Annotated in this window: 17 protein-coding genes; 9 read left to right on the top strand and 8 right to left on the bottom strand. The window is 61.0% G+C overall.

Going from position 1 to position 16,172, the window contains the following annotated elements; translation table 11 throughout:
- Nucleotides 1-265: 265 nt before the first annotated feature.
- From NKI25_RS22595 to hemP, 7 genes are all read right to left on the bottom strand, one after another.
- Nucleotides 266-490: a tyrosine-type recombinase/integrase gene (locus tag NKI25_RS22595; protein ID WP_352999421.1), complete on the bottom strand. Its 225-nt coding sequence runs from the start codon at nucleotides 488-490 to the stop codon at nucleotides 266-268.
- The gene (locus tag NKI25_RS22590) at nucleotides 382-1,269 is read right to left on the bottom strand and encodes a tyrosine-type recombinase/integrase (RefSeq protein ID WP_352999419.1); all 888 of its coding nucleotides are present in this window, start codon (nucleotides 1,267-1,269) and stop codon (nucleotides 382-384) included. The genes NKI25_RS22595 and NKI25_RS22590 overlap by 109 nt, the downstream gene beginning before the upstream one ends.
- 266 nt (nucleotides 1,270-1,535) lie before the next feature.
- Nucleotides 1,536-2,171, bottom strand: a complete 636-nt coding sequence (locus NKI25_RS22585; protein ID WP_352999418.1) for a nitrogen fixation protein NifQ — start codon at nucleotides 2,169-2,171, stop codon at nucleotides 1,536-1,538.
- 302 nt (nucleotides 2,172-2,473) lie between these two features.
- Nucleotides 2,474-2,695, bottom strand: coding sequence for a ferredoxin (locus NKI25_RS22580; RefSeq protein WP_352999416.1), 222 nt, complete (start codon nucleotides 2,693-2,695; stop codon nucleotides 2,474-2,476).
- A 40-nt stretch (nucleotides 2,696-2,735) separates the two neighbouring features.
- Nucleotides 2,736-3,953 (bottom strand): cytochrome P450, encoded by a 1,218-nt coding sequence (locus NKI25_RS22575; RefSeq protein ID WP_352999414.1) that lies wholly within the window; start codon nucleotides 3,951-3,953, stop codon nucleotides 2,736-2,738.
- Nucleotides 3,954-4,864: 911 nt separating this feature from the next.
- Nucleotides 4,865-5,932 carry a hemin-degrading factor gene (locus tag NKI25_RS22565; RefSeq protein WP_352784620.1) on the bottom strand — a complete coding sequence of 356 codons (1,068 nt, stop codon included), beginning with the start codon at nucleotides 5,930-5,932 and terminating at the stop codon, nucleotides 4,865-4,867.
- 32 nt (nucleotides 5,933-5,964) lie between these two features.
- Nucleotides 5,965-6,069, bottom strand: coding sequence for a hemin uptake protein HemP (gene hemP / locus NKI25_RS22560; RefSeq protein ID WP_023678236.1), 105 nt, complete (start codon nucleotides 6,067-6,069; stop codon nucleotides 5,965-5,967).
- 588 nt (nucleotides 6,070-6,657) lie between these two features.
- On the opposite strand from hemP, the gene NKI25_RS22555 reads away from it, so the two are divergent.
- Nucleotides 6,658-6,978: a HesB/IscA family protein gene (locus tag NKI25_RS22555; RefSeq protein WP_023678237.1), complete on the top strand. Its 321-nt coding sequence runs from the start codon at nucleotides 6,658-6,660 to the stop codon at nucleotides 6,976-6,978.
- Between the two features lie 69 nt (nucleotides 6,979-7,047).
- Here NKI25_RS22555 and NKI25_RS22550 read toward each other — a convergent pair whose 3' ends face one another.
- Nucleotides 7,048-7,425 (bottom strand): hypothetical protein, encoded by a 378-nt coding sequence (locus tag NKI25_RS22550; RefSeq protein ID WP_352784623.1) that lies wholly within the window; start codon nucleotides 7,423-7,425, stop codon nucleotides 7,048-7,050.
- Nucleotides 7,426-7,438: 13 nt separating this feature from the next.
- Here NKI25_RS22550 and nifS point away from each other — a divergent pair, with 13 nt between their 5' ends.
- The 8 genes from nifS to nifA all read left to right on the top strand — a co-directional run bounded on the left by nifS (nucleotide 7,439) and on the right by nifA (nucleotide 15,978).
- Nucleotides 7,439-8,656, top strand: a complete 1,218-nt coding sequence (gene nifS / locus NKI25_RS22545; protein WP_352999411.1) for a cysteine desulfurase NifS — start codon at nucleotides 7,439-7,441, stop codon at nucleotides 8,654-8,656.
- On the top strand, nucleotides 8,653-9,861 hold the full coding sequence (gene nifV, locus NKI25_RS22540; protein ID WP_352999408.1) for a homocitrate synthase: 1,209 nt from the start codon (nucleotides 8,653-8,655) through the stop codon (nucleotides 9,859-9,861). The genes nifS and nifV overlap by 4 nt, the downstream gene beginning before the upstream one ends.
- On the top strand, nucleotides 9,858-10,238 hold the full coding sequence (gene nifW / locus NKI25_RS22535; RefSeq protein WP_352480507.1) for a nitrogenase stabilizing/protective protein NifW: 381 nt from the start codon (nucleotides 9,858-9,860) through the stop codon (nucleotides 10,236-10,238). Before nifV ends, nifW begins: the two co-directional genes overlap by 4 nt.
- Nucleotides 10,239-10,425: 187 nt before the next feature.
- Nucleotides 10,426-11,277, top strand: coding sequence for an electron transfer flavoprotein subunit beta/FixA family protein (locus NKI25_RS22530; protein WP_352639912.1), 852 nt, complete (start codon nucleotides 10,426-10,428; stop codon nucleotides 11,275-11,277).
- A gap of 18 nt (nucleotides 11,278-11,295) precedes the next feature.
- On the top strand, nucleotides 11,296-12,405 hold the full coding sequence (locus tag NKI25_RS22525; protein ID WP_352846638.1) for an electron transfer flavoprotein subunit alpha/FixB family protein: 1,110 nt from the start codon (nucleotides 11,296-11,298) through the stop codon (nucleotides 12,403-12,405).
- Nucleotides 12,406-12,414: 9 nt separating this feature from the next.
- A complete protein-coding gene (locus NKI25_RS22520) occupies nucleotides 12,415-13,722 on the top strand; it encodes an FAD-binding protein (RefSeq protein ID WP_352999425.1) in 1,308 nt (435 codons plus the stop codon).
- Between the two features lie 11 nt (nucleotides 13,723-13,733).
- The gene (locus tag NKI25_RS22515; RefSeq protein WP_023678245.1) at nucleotides 13,734-14,033 is read left to right on the top strand and encodes a ferredoxin family protein; all 300 of its coding nucleotides are present in this window, start codon (nucleotides 13,734-13,736) and stop codon (nucleotides 14,031-14,033) included.
- A gap of 181 nt (nucleotides 14,034-14,214) precedes the next feature.
- Nucleotides 14,215-15,978 carry a nif-specific transcriptional activator NifA gene (nifA, locus tag NKI25_RS22510; protein WP_352999406.1) on the top strand — a complete coding sequence of 588 codons (1,764 nt, stop codon included), beginning with the start codon at nucleotides 14,215-14,217 and terminating at the stop codon, nucleotides 15,976-15,978.
- Nucleotides 15,979-16,172 lie beyond the last annotated feature (194 nt).

The following is a 16,172-nucleotide window of genomic DNA, read 5'->3' as shown; positions in this document are numbered from 1 at the left end:
GGGGGTGGGGCCACGGTGGGGAACTCCCGTCGCTAGTTATGTGGCCAAGCCGATGCGCCCGACGCCCGCCCTCTAGACCGAGGACAGCCCCGAGACGAAGATAGGAAGGCCGGTACCCAACCCGCGGATGAGAGTCTGATCAACCGTCGTCTCTGAGCTCCACCCCCAGCCCTGTGCAGCTTCAGCCGGTCCGACTGCTTCGCAAACCTGCCAAGCAGGCGAGCCTTCTTGCCTTCAACCTTGACAGGGAACATGAGAGACTAGTCTAGATGTAAGGGGCCATACGGCGGATCGTGTCCGCCACATATGAGGGCGCCAAGTGCGCATAGTGCTTCTCGGCCATTCGGGTGTCGCTGTGCCCGAGCGCTTGGGCCACGATGATTAGCGGCGCCCCGTTCCGGACCACCGTGCTGGCGTAGGTGTGCCGCAGCTCGTGCAGGGTGACGGACTGCACCCTTGCCGTCTGCAGAACAGCTGAACAGCTTTCCATGAACGATTGTAGGTCGACGGCGCCCACGCCGCGCCACTCTCCTGTCGAAGGAGGAACTTGCCAGCGCCGCGATCGGCGGCAAGCCTGGCGAACAGGTCCGCCCCGCCGTCTGGCAATCGCACATGCCGCGGCTTGCCGCCTTTGCTTTCGGCGATGAACACCGACTTGTTCACGACGTCGTAGTCAGCGACGCGCAGCCGGGCCAGCTCGCCGAACCGGGCGCCAGTCACAAGGGCGGCCGATACGAGATCGCGGATAGCCCCGTTGCTGGCGGCCACCAATGCTCGCTGCTCTTCCGGCGACAGAAACCGGATCCGCGCCGAAGTCGTGTTCCTGTAGGCATATTGGATGCAGCCACGCACTGGCCTGGGGCTGATGTCGTCACGCAATCGAGGCGTGGGTAGTTCGACTGTCGCGGGAACATAGGTCTGAAATGGCCCAGCGATAAACCAGGTGACTAGGAGATCGCTGTTGGGATCGAGGTTTTTAACACAAGAAACGTAACGTCGCAGCTTGCCTTTCTTCTCGACCCAGGAGCTGGTTACGAAGTTGAAGTTGCCGACGGGATGTTCCTGACGGGTATCGCCCTCATCGCAGGTTTTCGCTTCGGCCGATACAACCCCGACTACCAACGACGCGGCGAGCATTGGAAGCATTCTGGATCGCGATTTCATAGTGACCACCCGACTTGGCGGCACAATGTGCCCAAAAATCGAGAAACTGCAATCATGCCAGCTTAAAATGCAACAAATATCCTCACGAATTGTCAGTGCGATCACTGTCACTCTCCCGTTTTCCGCTTTAGCTCACTTTGAGGCTCTCTTTTTGCGGCAACGAGAAAGACGCTCGCAAGCAGGTCAAATCGCTTGCGCCTGCCGTAAGAGCTCCACCGGCGGCGCGCCATGACGACGGCCCGCCGAAGCGAGCACCGCGAGCAATCGGGCAGCAGGCACAGCATTCAATCCCCGAAGGCGTCAGTCGACATTCGACAAGAGACATATGGCGCGGCGCGAGCGCTGGGGCTTACGACTGACGGAAGCGGCTCTCAATCCGAGGCGATGCCGTTCTTGATCCGTGTGAGGTGGCTTTCGCCTTCCTCCGGGCCGAAGCAGCTTTCGAAATCATTGCATTCCCGGCAACTGGGCGCGCTGCACAGCGAAAAACCTTCGGCCTCGCAGAGCTTGCGGTAAAAGTATCTCTTCCATTTCATGTTTTGGGTGTTGCCGGCCGCCAGCGTCGGAAAATGCGAGGCGAGCAGGCGGCCGAGGTCGGTTCGATTAAAAAGGCCAAGGTCCTGCCAGAGGTGGTCATTGCGCATGGCACGCCGGGCGATGATCTTGGCGAAGCGGGCGCTCGTCGGGTCGCCAGGTCGGGCATGCGCCAGCAGCAGTCCATGCAGAAGTTCTTCCTCCAGATCCGGCTCGGGCTCGCTCACCTCTTTCAAGGCAAACGCGTTGACAGGAATAGCAGGGAAACAGCGGGCCAGGACATCGCGCAGCTCGGCGCGCGAAAGTCCGGTTGCCTCCGTCGCCGTCGCCTCGCCGGCCTCGATCTCCTCGAGCGCACGTGAAAGCACACAGGCAAGCACATGCTGGTCGAACCTCCTCTCCAGCTCGATCTGCGGCCATTGGCCGGTGCTGAGCCGGGCATAATGTTGGGCAAATATGGTGCGTTCTCCCATTTGTCCTATCAAATCATGCAGAGACCCGGCCTGCCGCAACATGGGTCGGGCAGTTCTTCGGGTGTACGCAGTCGCGGATCGCCTCGCGGTCGAGTAGTTCGGCAATTTTCGTCTGGTCCATCGGCTCTGTCGCAAATTCTGTGATTGGCAGAGGCGTTTCGCGAGCCCCCGCCCTGCCGTCTGCGCCTCATGGGGAACACTGGCGCCGGAAATGCCCCCGCAGAGTTGGACGTGGACCGTGCAGGACAAACGTCGCGTGCTGAGTGCGGCTACATGCTCGGCCCCATTCAAGCCCGCCAGACTCACGGTTGAATGACGTCTGATTCAGAGCGTCGGCGAGTGAGTTCCAGCGCACGTTCAGGACAGGATCGCGCGCCTCGCGATGCAGGCAGCTCCTCCCCTTCCGCAACTTCAATGTCACCAGGCAGGATGTAACCCTCGTCATCAAGCTTGAAGATGTCCGGCGCTTGCGCCGCGCATCGCGCGTGACCCTGGCATTTGGCATTTTGGACGATGATGCGCATGAAGCTGCCTCCATTGTCTGTGCCCCGGCTCGGGGCGGGCCTAAGACCAGTCCAGGATCAAATTTTCGATCCCGAACACATGGCCGCCAGAAGTTATCGGTGCCGTACCCTGCTTGATCCTGAAAGCCGGGATGCGCGCCAGCCACTCCTCCAGGCCAATGACAATCTCCCGCCGGGCAAGGTGTGAGCCAAGGCAACGGTGGGGACCATAGCCAAAAGCGGCGTGGCGGTTGTCCTCCCGCTCCAAATCGATCGTGTTGGGGCATTCGAATTCCGCCGGGTCACGATTGGCAATCATCGTGGCGCAGGAAACATAGTCCCCCTTCCGGATCGGCGCGCCTTCGAAGTCGATATCTTTCGTTGCCACGCGGATCAACTGAACGGTCGGATAGACGCGCAGCAATTCTTCGGCCGCGAGCACGATCCGGTCCGGTTCGCTCCGCAGCAATTGCTGATCTTTGAGGTTGCGCGCGAGGTAGGCCAAGTCAAAGCCTATAGCTGCTGCGACCGTGTCGAGCCCAGCGACGAAAACAAGCACGCCGATGCCGCGGACTTGGGTGTCCGTCAGCCGGGGGCCCTCGACCTGTGCCTGCACAATAAAGGTCATGAAATCGTCAACCGCCTCCTCGCGCCGCATGGCTGCAAGTTCGTCGATGAATGCCACGATCGTCCGGGCCGCCGCCGGGCGTTTCACATCGTTACCGTGAAGCAGATCTTTCCCCCAGCCGACAAATGTGTCGAGTCGGTCATCCGGCAGCCCCAGAAAGCGAAGGAAGATGCTCACCGCGAAAGGAAATGCAAAATCCTTCATGACGTCGCAGCTTGTGCCCGACGCGGCGATCCTTTCGATCAGCTCGACCGCCCGTTCGCGGACAGCCGGTTCCAAAGCCATCACCCGCTTTGGCGAAAGCAGCGGATTGAGTAGTGAGCGAAAAACGCCATGGGCAGGCGGATCCAGTTCAAGCGGGATCATCGGCCAGTTTTCGCCAAGCGCGGACGCGAAGATGCTGCGATGGCTCGAAAACGTTTCGGCGTCCTGCAGCACCCGGCGCTGGTCACTGGCGCGAGTGATGACCCAGGTACCCCGCCCATCGCGCGTGTTGCAGGGCGAATAGAAGATCGGCGGCCCGGCATGTACGCAAGCGACGGCTGCTTGCGGATCCCCGTTGGGCGTCGGTGACATCCCTGGTGACGTAAACAGGCTGAAGTCCCTCACCATTTCGGGCGGGACATGATCTGGAACGGGGTTGGTCGCCATTTTGCTTTCTCTACATTGGCGTTCATGGCTCGATTGAGATTGCACCGCTGTTCATAAAGTCGATTTCCAGCATGGGTACATCTCTTGTCGGGCGCCTTCTAGATTCTGTCGCCCGATACAGCCCACCTGCACCAGCGCGGATGAGATCGGTTGCGAAATCAATCAGAAGGAGCATCTCCGCCGCGCTGCGGTCATGAAGCAAAGCCGCCGCTTATCCCCGTTAGGGTTGAGAGGCTGGTCAATCACCGCTGAGCTCCGTGACGCACTGCTGACCCCCTGCTGATGCCCTGCTGATCAAATTGTCAAAGCAAGTCGCGTGCCGGATAGGCGTACCCATGGCGCTGCACCAAGCGATGCCAGCCTGCACTGGGCCCACCGCCGCTAGGTTGATGATCACCTGTCCATCATTCTTAGGACAACGTCCGACAACCGACATCCACGTCGGTTTTGTCGAGTCCGCGACATCGGGCTGTTCGGCCTGGCTGCTGCTGCACTGCCTTCCGGTCGATGAGCGAGGAGATCGCTCGCACGGCCCGGATTGAGCAACGACGCGATCAAGCGCAAGGATCGGTGCGGTCCGACAAGACCCGGCGGCGCTTGCGCGCGATGATCGAAATTATCAACAAGGTCGAGCCGCGCTTCGGTTCGGCCCTGATGGCGTATGCGTTGTATCGCTCGCAGCCGCTGCAAGGATTTCCGGTTAGACGGCGATGCACTCGTGCGCAGCGGTCCGGCCGACGACGAGCTTGACTGTATCGATGCGGTCAATTCCGGCGTGCACACCTGACCGTCCGTATGCGCTACGACGGCAAGCTCTATCGCACATGGACCTATATTTCCTCGCGAGCCGCTGTCGGAACGTGGTGCCGAGCCCTATGGCGGCCGGTTCAATCCGAGGGCCTGTCGGCACTCTACACATCCCTGTCGGTCGGACCGGGAACGCGTGGCAGACTCTCGGCCAGAAACCGCCAGTCGCTGCGCTCGCGTTCGCCTTCCTTGCGCGTGCCGAAGAACTGGATGATCATCTTGCCGTCGGCGCCATAGGCTTCAACGGACGTGACGTGACCGTCCCTCGTCGGCTTGCGCACGGCCCAGACCTCGCGGATGTGATGAGTCCTAAGATGGAGATGGAAGTTCTCGTCGAGCACATTGATCCGCGGCCCGATCTGCTTGACCGACTTGATCGGGCCGGAATGGATCTGGATGCAACCACGATTGCCAACAAAGCACATGATCGGCATCTCGTCTTCGGCCGCCTGTTGGAACAGGGCGCCAACGGCATCATTGTCGAGCAGCCAGGCGTAATCCTCGTCGGCCATACGCATCGCCTGGCAGCGGCTGAGCTTCAGTGTCTTCAACATATGGTAGAACTGATGCACGTCGCTCAGCCGGCTCCAGTGCTCGCGTAGGTCGTCGACCGTGGCGGCTTGGTCTGGACTCACTGCGTTATCGCGCGCCCCGCTCAGCTCGACCGATATGATCGGCTCCTGGTCGGAGGATACGAGCTCTGCCGCCACATTCTGATAGGCGTGCAGGTTCGAGGCGGGCCTGAGATGTACTTTGTGCATCGCCTCGCCGGTGGCATCAAAGAATTGCAGGCTGCGGCGGATCTCGGCTCCCTCGCGCTTCTCGACGGCGAAGCCATACGCCCACGCTTTCGGGAAGATGCGCAGGTCGATCTCGTCGCCGAGCACCATGGCATGCGGGTTGCCGGTGACCACTTTGTCGTAGACGCCGATCTTTTGGTGCACGGCACTTTGGTTGCGGGTGACCGCCATCACCTCGCCGACCGCTTCGAGGCCGGTCAGCAGATCATCGACGCGCGGCTCGATGCGCACCGCGCCGTGACCACAATGCGCCGCGACCAATTCGGCTTCCGAAATGCCCAATCGAGCGGCGAGATCATGCTCCCGGATTTTCGGATTGTCTTCGCACGCCCGCCGGATTTCGTCCGGCGACGGTTTCTCGCGCTGGTCCATGTCTTACCCCTGCTTCCACTTACGTGTGAGGATCAGCTGCCCTGCCGGTGAATCTTCAGCCGATAGGGCGCGCCGTAATGCTCGACCCTGATCTGCTGCTGGCCCGTGAACAAAGTGTCGCTGGACAGCGTGCGCACGTCGTCGCACCCGCGCGAAAACCGGGGGTGCTATCGGAGCGGCGAGACCCGAGTGACACGAGCAGGCACATGCCGATGGAATCACATCGAGCCGGTCGGTGGCCACCGGGCGGTGGTGAGCGATTGTGGGTGTTGTCGCAATCGGCCAATCGGTCATTCGGATGCCACGGGCGGCGCTGCTTCGCCAAACAAAGCGTGTCTGACCCAGTCCTGACATGTTGCTCCCTTGCTTCGCCCCATCGATCGCGAGGGCACCCACGACACGATTGTGGATCGGCAGTCTCTTGCCGCCTCGCCAAATGGAGCTTCAAAAACCGTGCCAATTGACCGAAGCAAGCTCAGAAGAAGTCTTCTGTAATGGTGATTGGTTTAATGTGAGTTCAGCCAACAACTCAGGCCCAACATCCCGCGTGGCGGACCCGACAAACCCGACAGTACGTGTCGGTTGGCCGACACCTTCGCAGCAATGGACTCACAAGAACCACCGCAGTGTCAGAGATGCCGCGCTGTGTTGAAACATTTTTTCGCTTTGGCACGGTGCATGCAACGTGATGCGCAAGCAGGTCCCGGACTGAGGAGAATGGAGCCATGATTACGCTCACCGACAACGCTGTTGCCGCCATCAAGACTGCTCTTTCCCGCGCCAGCGAGCCGGCGGAAGGCTTTCGCATCATGGTCCAGGCCGGCGGCTGCGCCGGCTTCAAATACTTAATGGGCCTGGAGAGCGTGTCGCGCGAGGGCGACGCGATCACCGAGACAGATGGGATCAAGCTGTTCGTGGACGCGGGCTCCCAACCGCATGTCGCCGGCATGACCGTCGACTTCCTCACCGGGCTCGAATCTTCCGGCTTTGTCTTCGATAACCCCAACGCGCGCGAGAAGTGCGGCTGCGGCAAGTCCTTCAGTTGATCGCCCGAAGCGCCTGTGCGGGTCCATGAAGCGATTGCCGTTGACGGACTCATTTGCGGCAGAGGAGGCTTATATGGCCGGCACAACAGATGTCCCTGTCCTCAAGAACAAGGCAAGGTCGAAGCCGATCTTGGGACCGGCAATCGCTTCAGGTAGGATGCAAAGAACGTCGCCTCCCGAAACAGTTCGGTTCCTGGTGGCACCCAAGCTGCTGGCGGCCAAATCGCGCCGCTGCGCCAAATTCGGCTTATCGATAACGTTGTCGCGTTCGGGCGTCCTTACCTGCGGGCTGACGGCGGCGACTGCGGACTTGTCCGTGTCGACGCCGATCCGGTCTAAGTCAAACTCTCGGGCGTCTGCGCCGGCTGCCAGTTCGGGCCCATCATCATCAACGGCATGCGCCAGAGGCTCAATGAGGCGGTCGCACGCTCGCGTCATTCCGGTCAACTGAGGATCGCACATGAAACCTGTCTACCTCGACAACAACGCAACCACACGGGCCGATCCTGAGGTCGTGCAAGCGATGTTGCCGTTCTTTAGGGATCAATTCGGCAACCCTTCGTCGGCGCACGCTCTTGGCGCCTCAGTCAGTGCGGCGGTGAGAAAGGCGCGGAGGCAGTTGCAAGCTCTGATCGGCGCGGAGTTCGACGATGAGATCACCTTCACCTCGGGTGGGACAGAAAGCGACAATGCAGCGCTTCTTTCGGCGCTCGAGGCGACGCCCAACCGAACCGAGATCGTGACGTCCGCGGTCGAGCATCCCGCCGTGCTGACGCTCTGCGCGCATCTTGAGAAGACCCGCCGCGTCAAGGTGCACAGGATCCCGGTGGATTGCCGTGGCCGGCTCGACCTCGACGCCTATATGGCCGCCCTCACCCCACAGGTGGCAATCGTCTCGATAATGTGGGCGAACAATGAGACTGGTGTGATCTTCCCCGTGGCCAGGCTTGCCGAGTTGGCCAAGGAAGTGGGCGCCCTTTTCCATACCGATGCTGTGCAGGCGGTCGGCAAGCTTCCGATGGACCTGAAGTCGACCGCAATCGACATGCTGTCGCTCTCCGGCCACAAGCTGCATGGGCCGAAAGGGATCGGCGCGCTTTTCGTAAAACGTGGCGTCAATTTCCACTCGCTGATCAAGGGGGGCCACCAAGAACAAAACCGGCGTGCTGGCACCGAGAATACGCCCGGCATAGTCGGGCTCGGCATGGCGGCCGAACTCGCCTTGAAATTCATGGACGACGAGACCACACGGGTAAAGTCGCTCCGCGACCGTTTAGAGGACGGGATTCTCCAGCGCATCCCAAGCACCTGTGTCACTGGTGATCCCCTGGAACGGTTGCCCAACACCGCAAACATCTCCTTCGAACATGTCGAAAGTGATGGAATTCCACTTCTCCTCAGCCGCGTGGGCATCGCGTGTTCCTCCGGCTCCGCCTGCACCTCCGGCTCGCTGGAACCGAGCCATGTCCTGAGCGCGATGAAAACGCCACACGCGGCAGTCCGCTTCTCCTTGGCGCGGGACAACGGCGAAGCGGACGTCGACCGGGTGCTCGAGGTCATGCCGGCAATCGTGGAGAAGCTGCGTGGCTTTTCCAGTCCTGGGCCCGGTAGGCGAGGCGCCGAAGACGTTCAATCCGGTCTATGCCTGAGCGGCAGCAGAACAGGCTGCCGTTCATGACCCGTCATGTCTTTCTCAACGATACGACCTTGCGCGATGGCGAGCAGGCACCCGGCGTCGCCTTTACGACGACGGAAAAGCTGGAGATCGCCGAGTCTCTTGCGGCGGCCGGCGTCACAGAGATCGAGATCGGCACGCCGGTCATGGGCGCCGACGAGATCGAAACAATTCGCGCCGTGGTCGCGCGGTGTCTCCCGGTTCGGCTAATGGCCTGGTGCCGGATGACGTCGCTGGATCTCGATGCAGCGATCGAGAGCGGCGTCCACGCCATCAATCTATCGCTGCCTGCGTCGGACATCCAACTTGCCGCCAAGCTCGGCCTCGATAAGGCGGGAGCGCTCCAGGTCATCGAACGTATGGTCAGGCGCGCAGCCGCCGCCGGCTTCTTCGTCGCGGTGGGCTGCGAGGACGCCTCGCGGGCCAATCGGGATCATCTCGCCCGCGTCATCGAGACGGCTGCACGCGCCGGCGCAAGCCGCGTCAGGCTAGCCGACACAGTCGGCGTTCTCGACCCGTTTTCGACCTTCGAACTTGTCGCCCAGCTCGTGCCGCAGTCTCCAATCGAGCTTGAATTTCATGCGCACAACGATCTCGGACTTGCTGCCGCCAACACGCTGGCCGCGATCCGCGCAGGCGCGCGCCATGCGTCCGTCACCGTCCTGGGGCTCGGCGAGCGTGCGGGCAATGCCGCGCTGGAAGAGGTGGCCGCCGCGATGGCGGTCCTCGACGGCGCGGATACCGGCATCGAGCTGACCGCATTGCCCGACCTCGCCGCCCAGGTGGCTTGGGCCGCCCGCCGGCAGACCGCGGCCATTAAGCCGGTCGTCGGCGCCGATGTTTTCACCCACGAATCCGGCATTCACGTCGCAGGGCTGCTGAAGGACTCGCGTACTTATCAGGGGCTCGATCCGGCTCTCGTGGGCCGCTGCCGGCGTATCGTCATCGGCAAGCATTCCGGCGCCACTGCGATTGCCCATGTGCTGAGCGAAAGCGGCCGCGATCTCGACCCGGATCTGGCAGCCGCGATGGTGGCCCGCGCCCGGCGCGAGGCGGCCGAGACCAAATCGACCGTCACTGCAACGAAACTGGTCGAGCTCTACGATGGAATGTGCAGCGAGGCATCCCTCGCGGAGCTGTGCGGGTCCAGGTCAGCCGTGCGCGAGCGCACCGACACCACAGTTTTCCGACCAGGGAGAATGCAATGAATTGTTCCGCTGACAGCCGCCCTATCGATGTCACCGACATCCTCGCACGACTGAAGCGCCTGTCGGCTGCGGAGGAGTTCTTCGCAGTCCTTGGCGTCTCCTATGATCCGAAGGTGCTGAATGTCTCGCGGCTCCATATCATGAAGCGCGTGGGCCAATACCTTGCCGAAGAAGATTTCTCCGGTCTGCCCGACCAGGTGATTGCCGCGCGGGTGCGCGCGACGCTCGAACGCGCTTACGAAGACTTCGCGATTTCCTCGCCGCTCTCGCATCGGGTCTTCAAGGTGCTCAAAGACCACGATCCGAACAAACCTGCCACGCCGGGCCGCACCTTTGTCCCGTTCGACTCCGTACTGAAGCGGTTCGGACAGGAATGACCGCGACACGGGTTGCGACGCGACAATGTCGAGAAGCCGACAAATCCGTCATCACCACGGCGCCCTCGGAAGCAACCAAGCGAAGTTCTAGGAATAGGGGGCAGCGCAAAACAGTTGGCACGAATGATGCGCTCCAAAGAGATAACCGCCAAGCCCGCATCCGGACAGGAGCCTAGAGAAACCGCCAATGCACATCGTAATCTGCATCAAGCAGGTGCCGGACTCGGCACAGATAAGGGTCCATCCGGTGACGAACACGATCATGCGCCAGGGTGTTCCGACTATCATCAACCCTTACGACCTGTTCGCCCTCGAAGAAGCCCTCAGGCTGCGCGACGCCTATGGTGGCGAAGTCACCGTGCTCACTATGGGTCCGCCCATGGCAGAGGACGCGCTGCGCAAGGCGCTCGGTTACGGCGCCGACCGAGCGGTGCTCTTGACCGACCGCTATTTTGCCGGCTCCGACACGCTGGCGACCTCGTTCGCCCTTTCCCAGGCAATCGCGAAGGTTGGCGAGACGTTCGGCACGCCAGACCTCGTCTTCACTGGCAAGCAGACGATCGATGGCGACACCGCCCAGGTCGGGCCCGGCATCGCCAAGCGCCTCGGACTCCTGCAACTGACCTATGTCGCGAAGATCGCCTCTATTGACCTTGCTGCACGCGAGATCAAGGTCGAGCGCCGCTCCGAAGGCGGCACACAGATGCTGAAGAGCAGGCTCCCTTGCCTCATCACCATGCTGGAAGGCACAAACGAGATCCGCCGGGGCTCGATCCAGGACGCCCTGTGCGCCGCGCGCAGCCTGGTCTTGAAATGGAGTGCGGCCGACGCCGGCATTGAGGATCTCACCAAATGCGGCCTGCGCGGTTCACCAACGGTCGTCAAGCGCGTTTTCGCCCCTCCTGCGCGGGCGGAAAAGGCGGCAAAAATCGACACCGCCGAGATGGCCTTGCGCGATGTCGCTGACGAACTCATCACGGCAATTTTCACCCGCCAGCCGGCATTGGAACATGAGCTCGCCTTCAACGGCGGCGCGTGAGAGGGCAAGGAGCAGACGATGTCGACCGCGAACCGAGAAACCCCTCGCCCTGCCGCCGGCCGTGCCGGCATAAAGAAGGAGCTGCCCGCGCATTTCAAGGACTACCGGCACGTTTGGGTTTTCATCGAGCTCGAACGCGGTCAGGTCCATCCCGTATCATTCGAACTGCTCGGCGAAGGCCGCAAGTTAGCAGACAAGCTTCAGGTCCAGCTTGCGGGCGTCGTGCTTGGACCGCCGGGAGAGGCCATCGGGAACGCCGTTGCCGAAGCCTTCGTTTATGGTGCCGACCTGGTCTACATCGTCGAGGAGCCGCTGCTCGCCGACTACAGGAACGAGCCTTTCACCAAGGCGATGACGGATCTGGTCGATACCCACAAACCCGAGATCCTTCTTCTCGGTGCCACCACACTCGGCAGGGATCTTGCCGGCTCCGTGGCGACGACCTTGCAGACAGGGCTCACGGCCGACTGCACCGAACTCGATGTGGATACCGACGGTTCGCTCGCCGCCACCCGTCCGACTTTCGGCGGTTCCTTGTTGTGCACGATCTATACGCTCAATTTCCGCCCCCAGATGGCGACAGTGCGACCGAGGGTCATGCCCATGCCGCAGCGGGCGGATAAACCGGTCGGGCGTGTCATCCGGCACAAGCTCTCGGTAGCCGAGGACGAGATCGTTACCAAAATCCTCGGCTTCCTGCCGGATAGTCAGTCGGCAAAGGCAAATCTTGCCTATGCCGACGTCGTGGTTGCGGGAGGCCTCGGTCTAGGCGCGGCGGAGAACCTGCAGCTTGTGAAGAATCTCGCGCGGGCAATCGGCGCCGAGCATGGCTGTTCGCGCCCGTTGGTCCAGAAGAGCTGGATGCCAGCTGATCGGCAGATCGGCCAAACTGGCAAGACCATCCGGCCGAAGCTTTACATAGCGGCCGGGATTTCCGGCGCCGTCCAGCATCGGGTTGGCGTCGAGGGGGCGGATCTCATCGTGGCCATCAACACCGACCCGAACGCGCCGATTTTCGATTTCGCTCACCTCGGGATCGTCACCGACGCGATCCGCTTCCTGCCCGCACTGACGGAAGCCTTCACCCGGCGGCTGTCGCCCCACAGTCGCGACAAGCTTGCGAGCTAAGGGATGGACATGATTGAGGAACAATTCGACGCCATTGTTATTGGGGCCGGCATGTCCGGAAACGCAGCTGCTTACACCATGGCCAGCCACGGCCTGAAGGTGCTGCAGTTGGAGCGGGGTGAATATCCGGGCTCCAAGAATGTCCAGGGTGCCATCATGTACGCGAACATGCTGGAGAAGATCATCCCGGATTTCCGGGACGATGCGCCTCTCGAGCGGCATTTGGTTGAACAGCGGCTTTGGGTGATGGACGACACATCCCATACCGGGATTCACTATCGGTCGGACGACTTCAATGAGGCGAAGCCCAACCGCTACACGATCATCCGTGCCCAGTTCGATAAATGGTTTTCGCGTAAGGTGCGCGAGGCCGGCGCGACGGTTCTGTGCGAGACGACCGTGACGGAACTCATCCGTGACGCCAAGGACAGGGTGATCGGCGTCCGCACAGACCGGGCCGGCGGAGCCATCTACGCGGACGTGGTCGTCCTCGCAGAAGGTGTATGCGGACTGCTTGGCACGCGGGCCGGCCTGCGCGAGATGCCGAAGCCGCAAACCGTGGCGCTCGCCGTCAAGGAAATGCATTTCCTGCCCGAAGAGGTCATTGAGCAGCGGTTCGGCCTCAAAGGCGATGAAGGCTGCGTGATCGAGGCGGTGGGCACGACCTCCCGCAGCATGGCCGGGCTCGGCTTCCTCTACACCAACAAGGAGTCGATCTCACTGGGCATTGGCTGCCTCGTCTCCGATTTCGCAACGATGGTCGAGAGCCCTTACGTCCTCCTCGACGCCTTAAAAACCCATCCTTCGATCCGGCCGCTGATCGCCGGCTCGGAAGTGAAAGAATATTCCGCGCATCTCATTCCCGAAGGCGGCTACAAGGCTATTCCGCAGCTCTTTGGCGACGGTTGGGTCGTGGTCGGCGATGCCGCGCAACTGAACAACGCCATTCACCGCGAGGGTTCGAACCTCGCCATGACCTCCGGCCGCATCGCGGCTGAGGCAATCATCGAGGTCAAGAGCCGCAACGGTCCTATGACCAAACGCAATCTCGCCCTTTACAAAGCCATGCTGGACAAGTCCTTCGTGGTCAAGGACCTAAGGAAATACAAAGACATGCCGGCCTTGCTCCACACCAATTCCTGCAATTACTTCACGGCTTATCCGCGGTTGATGTCGCAAGCCGCGCAGAACTTCATGCGTGTCGACGGCACGCCGAAGATCGAGAAGGAAAAGGCGACCACGGCGGCCTTCATCAAGGCGCGCTCGCGCTGGGGGCTGGTCAGCGACGCGGTCCGCCTTGCATTGGCGTGGCGCTGAGGGGAGACGAAATGACGATCGCAGTGACGAAGTCACGTGTCGAGGACAAGCTTTACCAGAACCGCTACTTGGTGGATTCCGGCCGTCCGCATATCAAAGTGCGACCGCACGAGAGGCCAAGCGCGAACTTGCTCGCGCTGACCCACGTCTGCCCCGCGAAATGTTATGAGTTGAACGACAAAGGTCAAGTGGAGATCACTGCCGACGGCTGCATGGAGTGCGGCACCTGCCGGATTTTGTGCGAGACCAGTGGCGAGATCGAGTGGAACTATCCACGCGGCGGCTTCGGAGTCCTCTTCAAATTCGGATGAGGACGCACGCACCGTATCAAGAGGGTCAATCTTGGTACACCTGAGGTCGCGACCAACGCCAAGTCTATCTTTGCTTGAATTGCCGCGCCACGAAGAGAAGCTCGTGAATACTGTGCTTTCAGAATTCAGACTCAGACACAAAAGGAGGAGCACTCTGGACGACAACCGCTGAGGTGTTTCCATGGCTCACGTACCGCAAGATCGGGTCGACGAGGTAGCACCTCGGGATACCCGCCCTGAACCGCCCATCAAAAGCATGCCCCAAGCAGATATCGCGCTCAGGGGACTCTACGAGATATCGAAGGTGCTGACCGCCCCCAGCGAGCTGGAGATTACGCTCGCCAATGTCGTGAACATCCTGCCTTCGTTTCTGCAGATGCGTCACGGAGCAATCGTCGTCCTGGACGCTGAAGGAGAGCCGGAGATTGCCGCAACTGCCGGCAATACCCACGCACCTCAATCAGGCACTCGCCGCGTCATACCACAGGCCATAACAGATCAAATCGTCGCTACGGGGACGCCGCTCTTCATACCGGACGTCCGCAAGTCCCAACTATTTCAGGCTGACCTTCAAACATCTTCGAGCAGCGGCACCATCCCAATTGCCTTTATCGGTATCCCGCTAAAGGCTGATCATAAAATCCTTGGGACATTGTCGATCGACCGCGCCGGAGACGGCGCCACCGACTTTCGCGACGACGAGGACACATACTTCCTGACGATGGTCGCCAACCTTGTCGGCCGGACGATCCGTCTCCATCGCATCCTGAGTACAGATCGTCAGCGGTGTGTCCATGAGCAATGGAGACCGGAGAAATCGCCCAACGAGGGGAGAACCTACGACCCTGCCCGGCATGCGGATGCCAAAATCGACGGGATCATCGGGGAAAGCCCCGCACTCAAGCAGGTGCTCGAAACCGTCTCGGTCGTAGCAGGGACCAATTCCACCGTGCTTCTGCGGGGTGAAAGCGGCACCGGCAAGGAATTCTTTGCGCAAGCCATCCATAAGCTCTCACGTCGGAGGAAGAAGTCTTTCGTCAAATTGAACTGCGCCGCACTGTCTGAAAGCGTTCTGGAGTCAGAACTGTTTGGGCATGAAAAGGGCGCTTTCACGGGTGCTATCTCCCAGCGCGCCGGTCGTTTTGAATTGGCAAATGAGGGAACGCTGCTACTTGATGAAATCGGCGAGATTTCGCCGGCCTTTCAAGCCAAGCTGTTGCGTGTCTTGCAGGAAGGCGAGTTGGAGCGAGTCGGCGGCACCAAAACGCTACAGGTCGACGTGCGCCTCATATGCGCCACCAACAAGGACCTCGAGACGGCCGTCATAAAAGGGGAGTTCAGGGCCGACCTTTATTACCGCATCAATGTGGTGCCAATTATCCTGCCTCCGCTCAGAGAGCGACCCGGCGATATTCCACGCCTTGCGAACGCCTTCCTCAATCGATTCAACAAGGAGAACGATCGCGCACTCGCCTTCGCGCCGTCGGCGCTTGACCTGATCTCGCAATGCTACTTCCCTGGTAACGTCCGCGAGCTGGAGAACTGCGTCCAAAGGACGGCCACACTTGCGCGTTCAAGGACGATCACGCCATCCGATTTCGCCTGTAAGAAGAGCCAGTGCCTTTCCTGGCTCCTCTGGAAGCGAGCCGACCGCTCGAATGGCGGCAATACCATCGACGATCTCGCACGGGTCAACGCAGTGCCGGTCGGATTGCGGCTGCCGGCCAGTCGCATCGGTGCCTCCGCAGGCAACGTATCTCCCCTTGCGGCCGGCGATACAAACGATCCCGCTTGTCCCCCGCGTCTGACGGAACGCGACCGGCTGATCGACGCCATGGACAAGGCCGGTTGGGTTCAGGCCAGGGCGGCTCGTATCCTCGGCCTCACGCCGCGGCAAATCGGCTACGCACTGCGCCGATATGGCATCGAGGTGAAGAAATTCTAGACGTCGTGATGACGTCAAACGTAAGCCCGGAGTAGTCTCCCTCACAGTCTGCGCGCCCAAGGCTGGTAGCCTTCGCGACCCGTTTGCTTGTCCACTGTCGGAAGCCCGACAAAGGTGTGTCGGAGCAATCCGACGGAATCCGACACGAAAGCCAATTCATGAACCAAAACCGCTCTTTGAGCTGGCATAGCTCT

This window comes from Mesorhizobium sp. M0808, assembly GCF_040320025.1.
In the GTDB taxonomy this organism is placed as follows: domain Bacteria; phylum Pseudomonadota; class Alphaproteobacteria; order Rhizobiales; family Rhizobiaceae; genus Mesorhizobium.
Note: the sequence above shows the minus strand (reverse complement) of the source record. Positions and strands in the feature narration are given on the sequence as shown.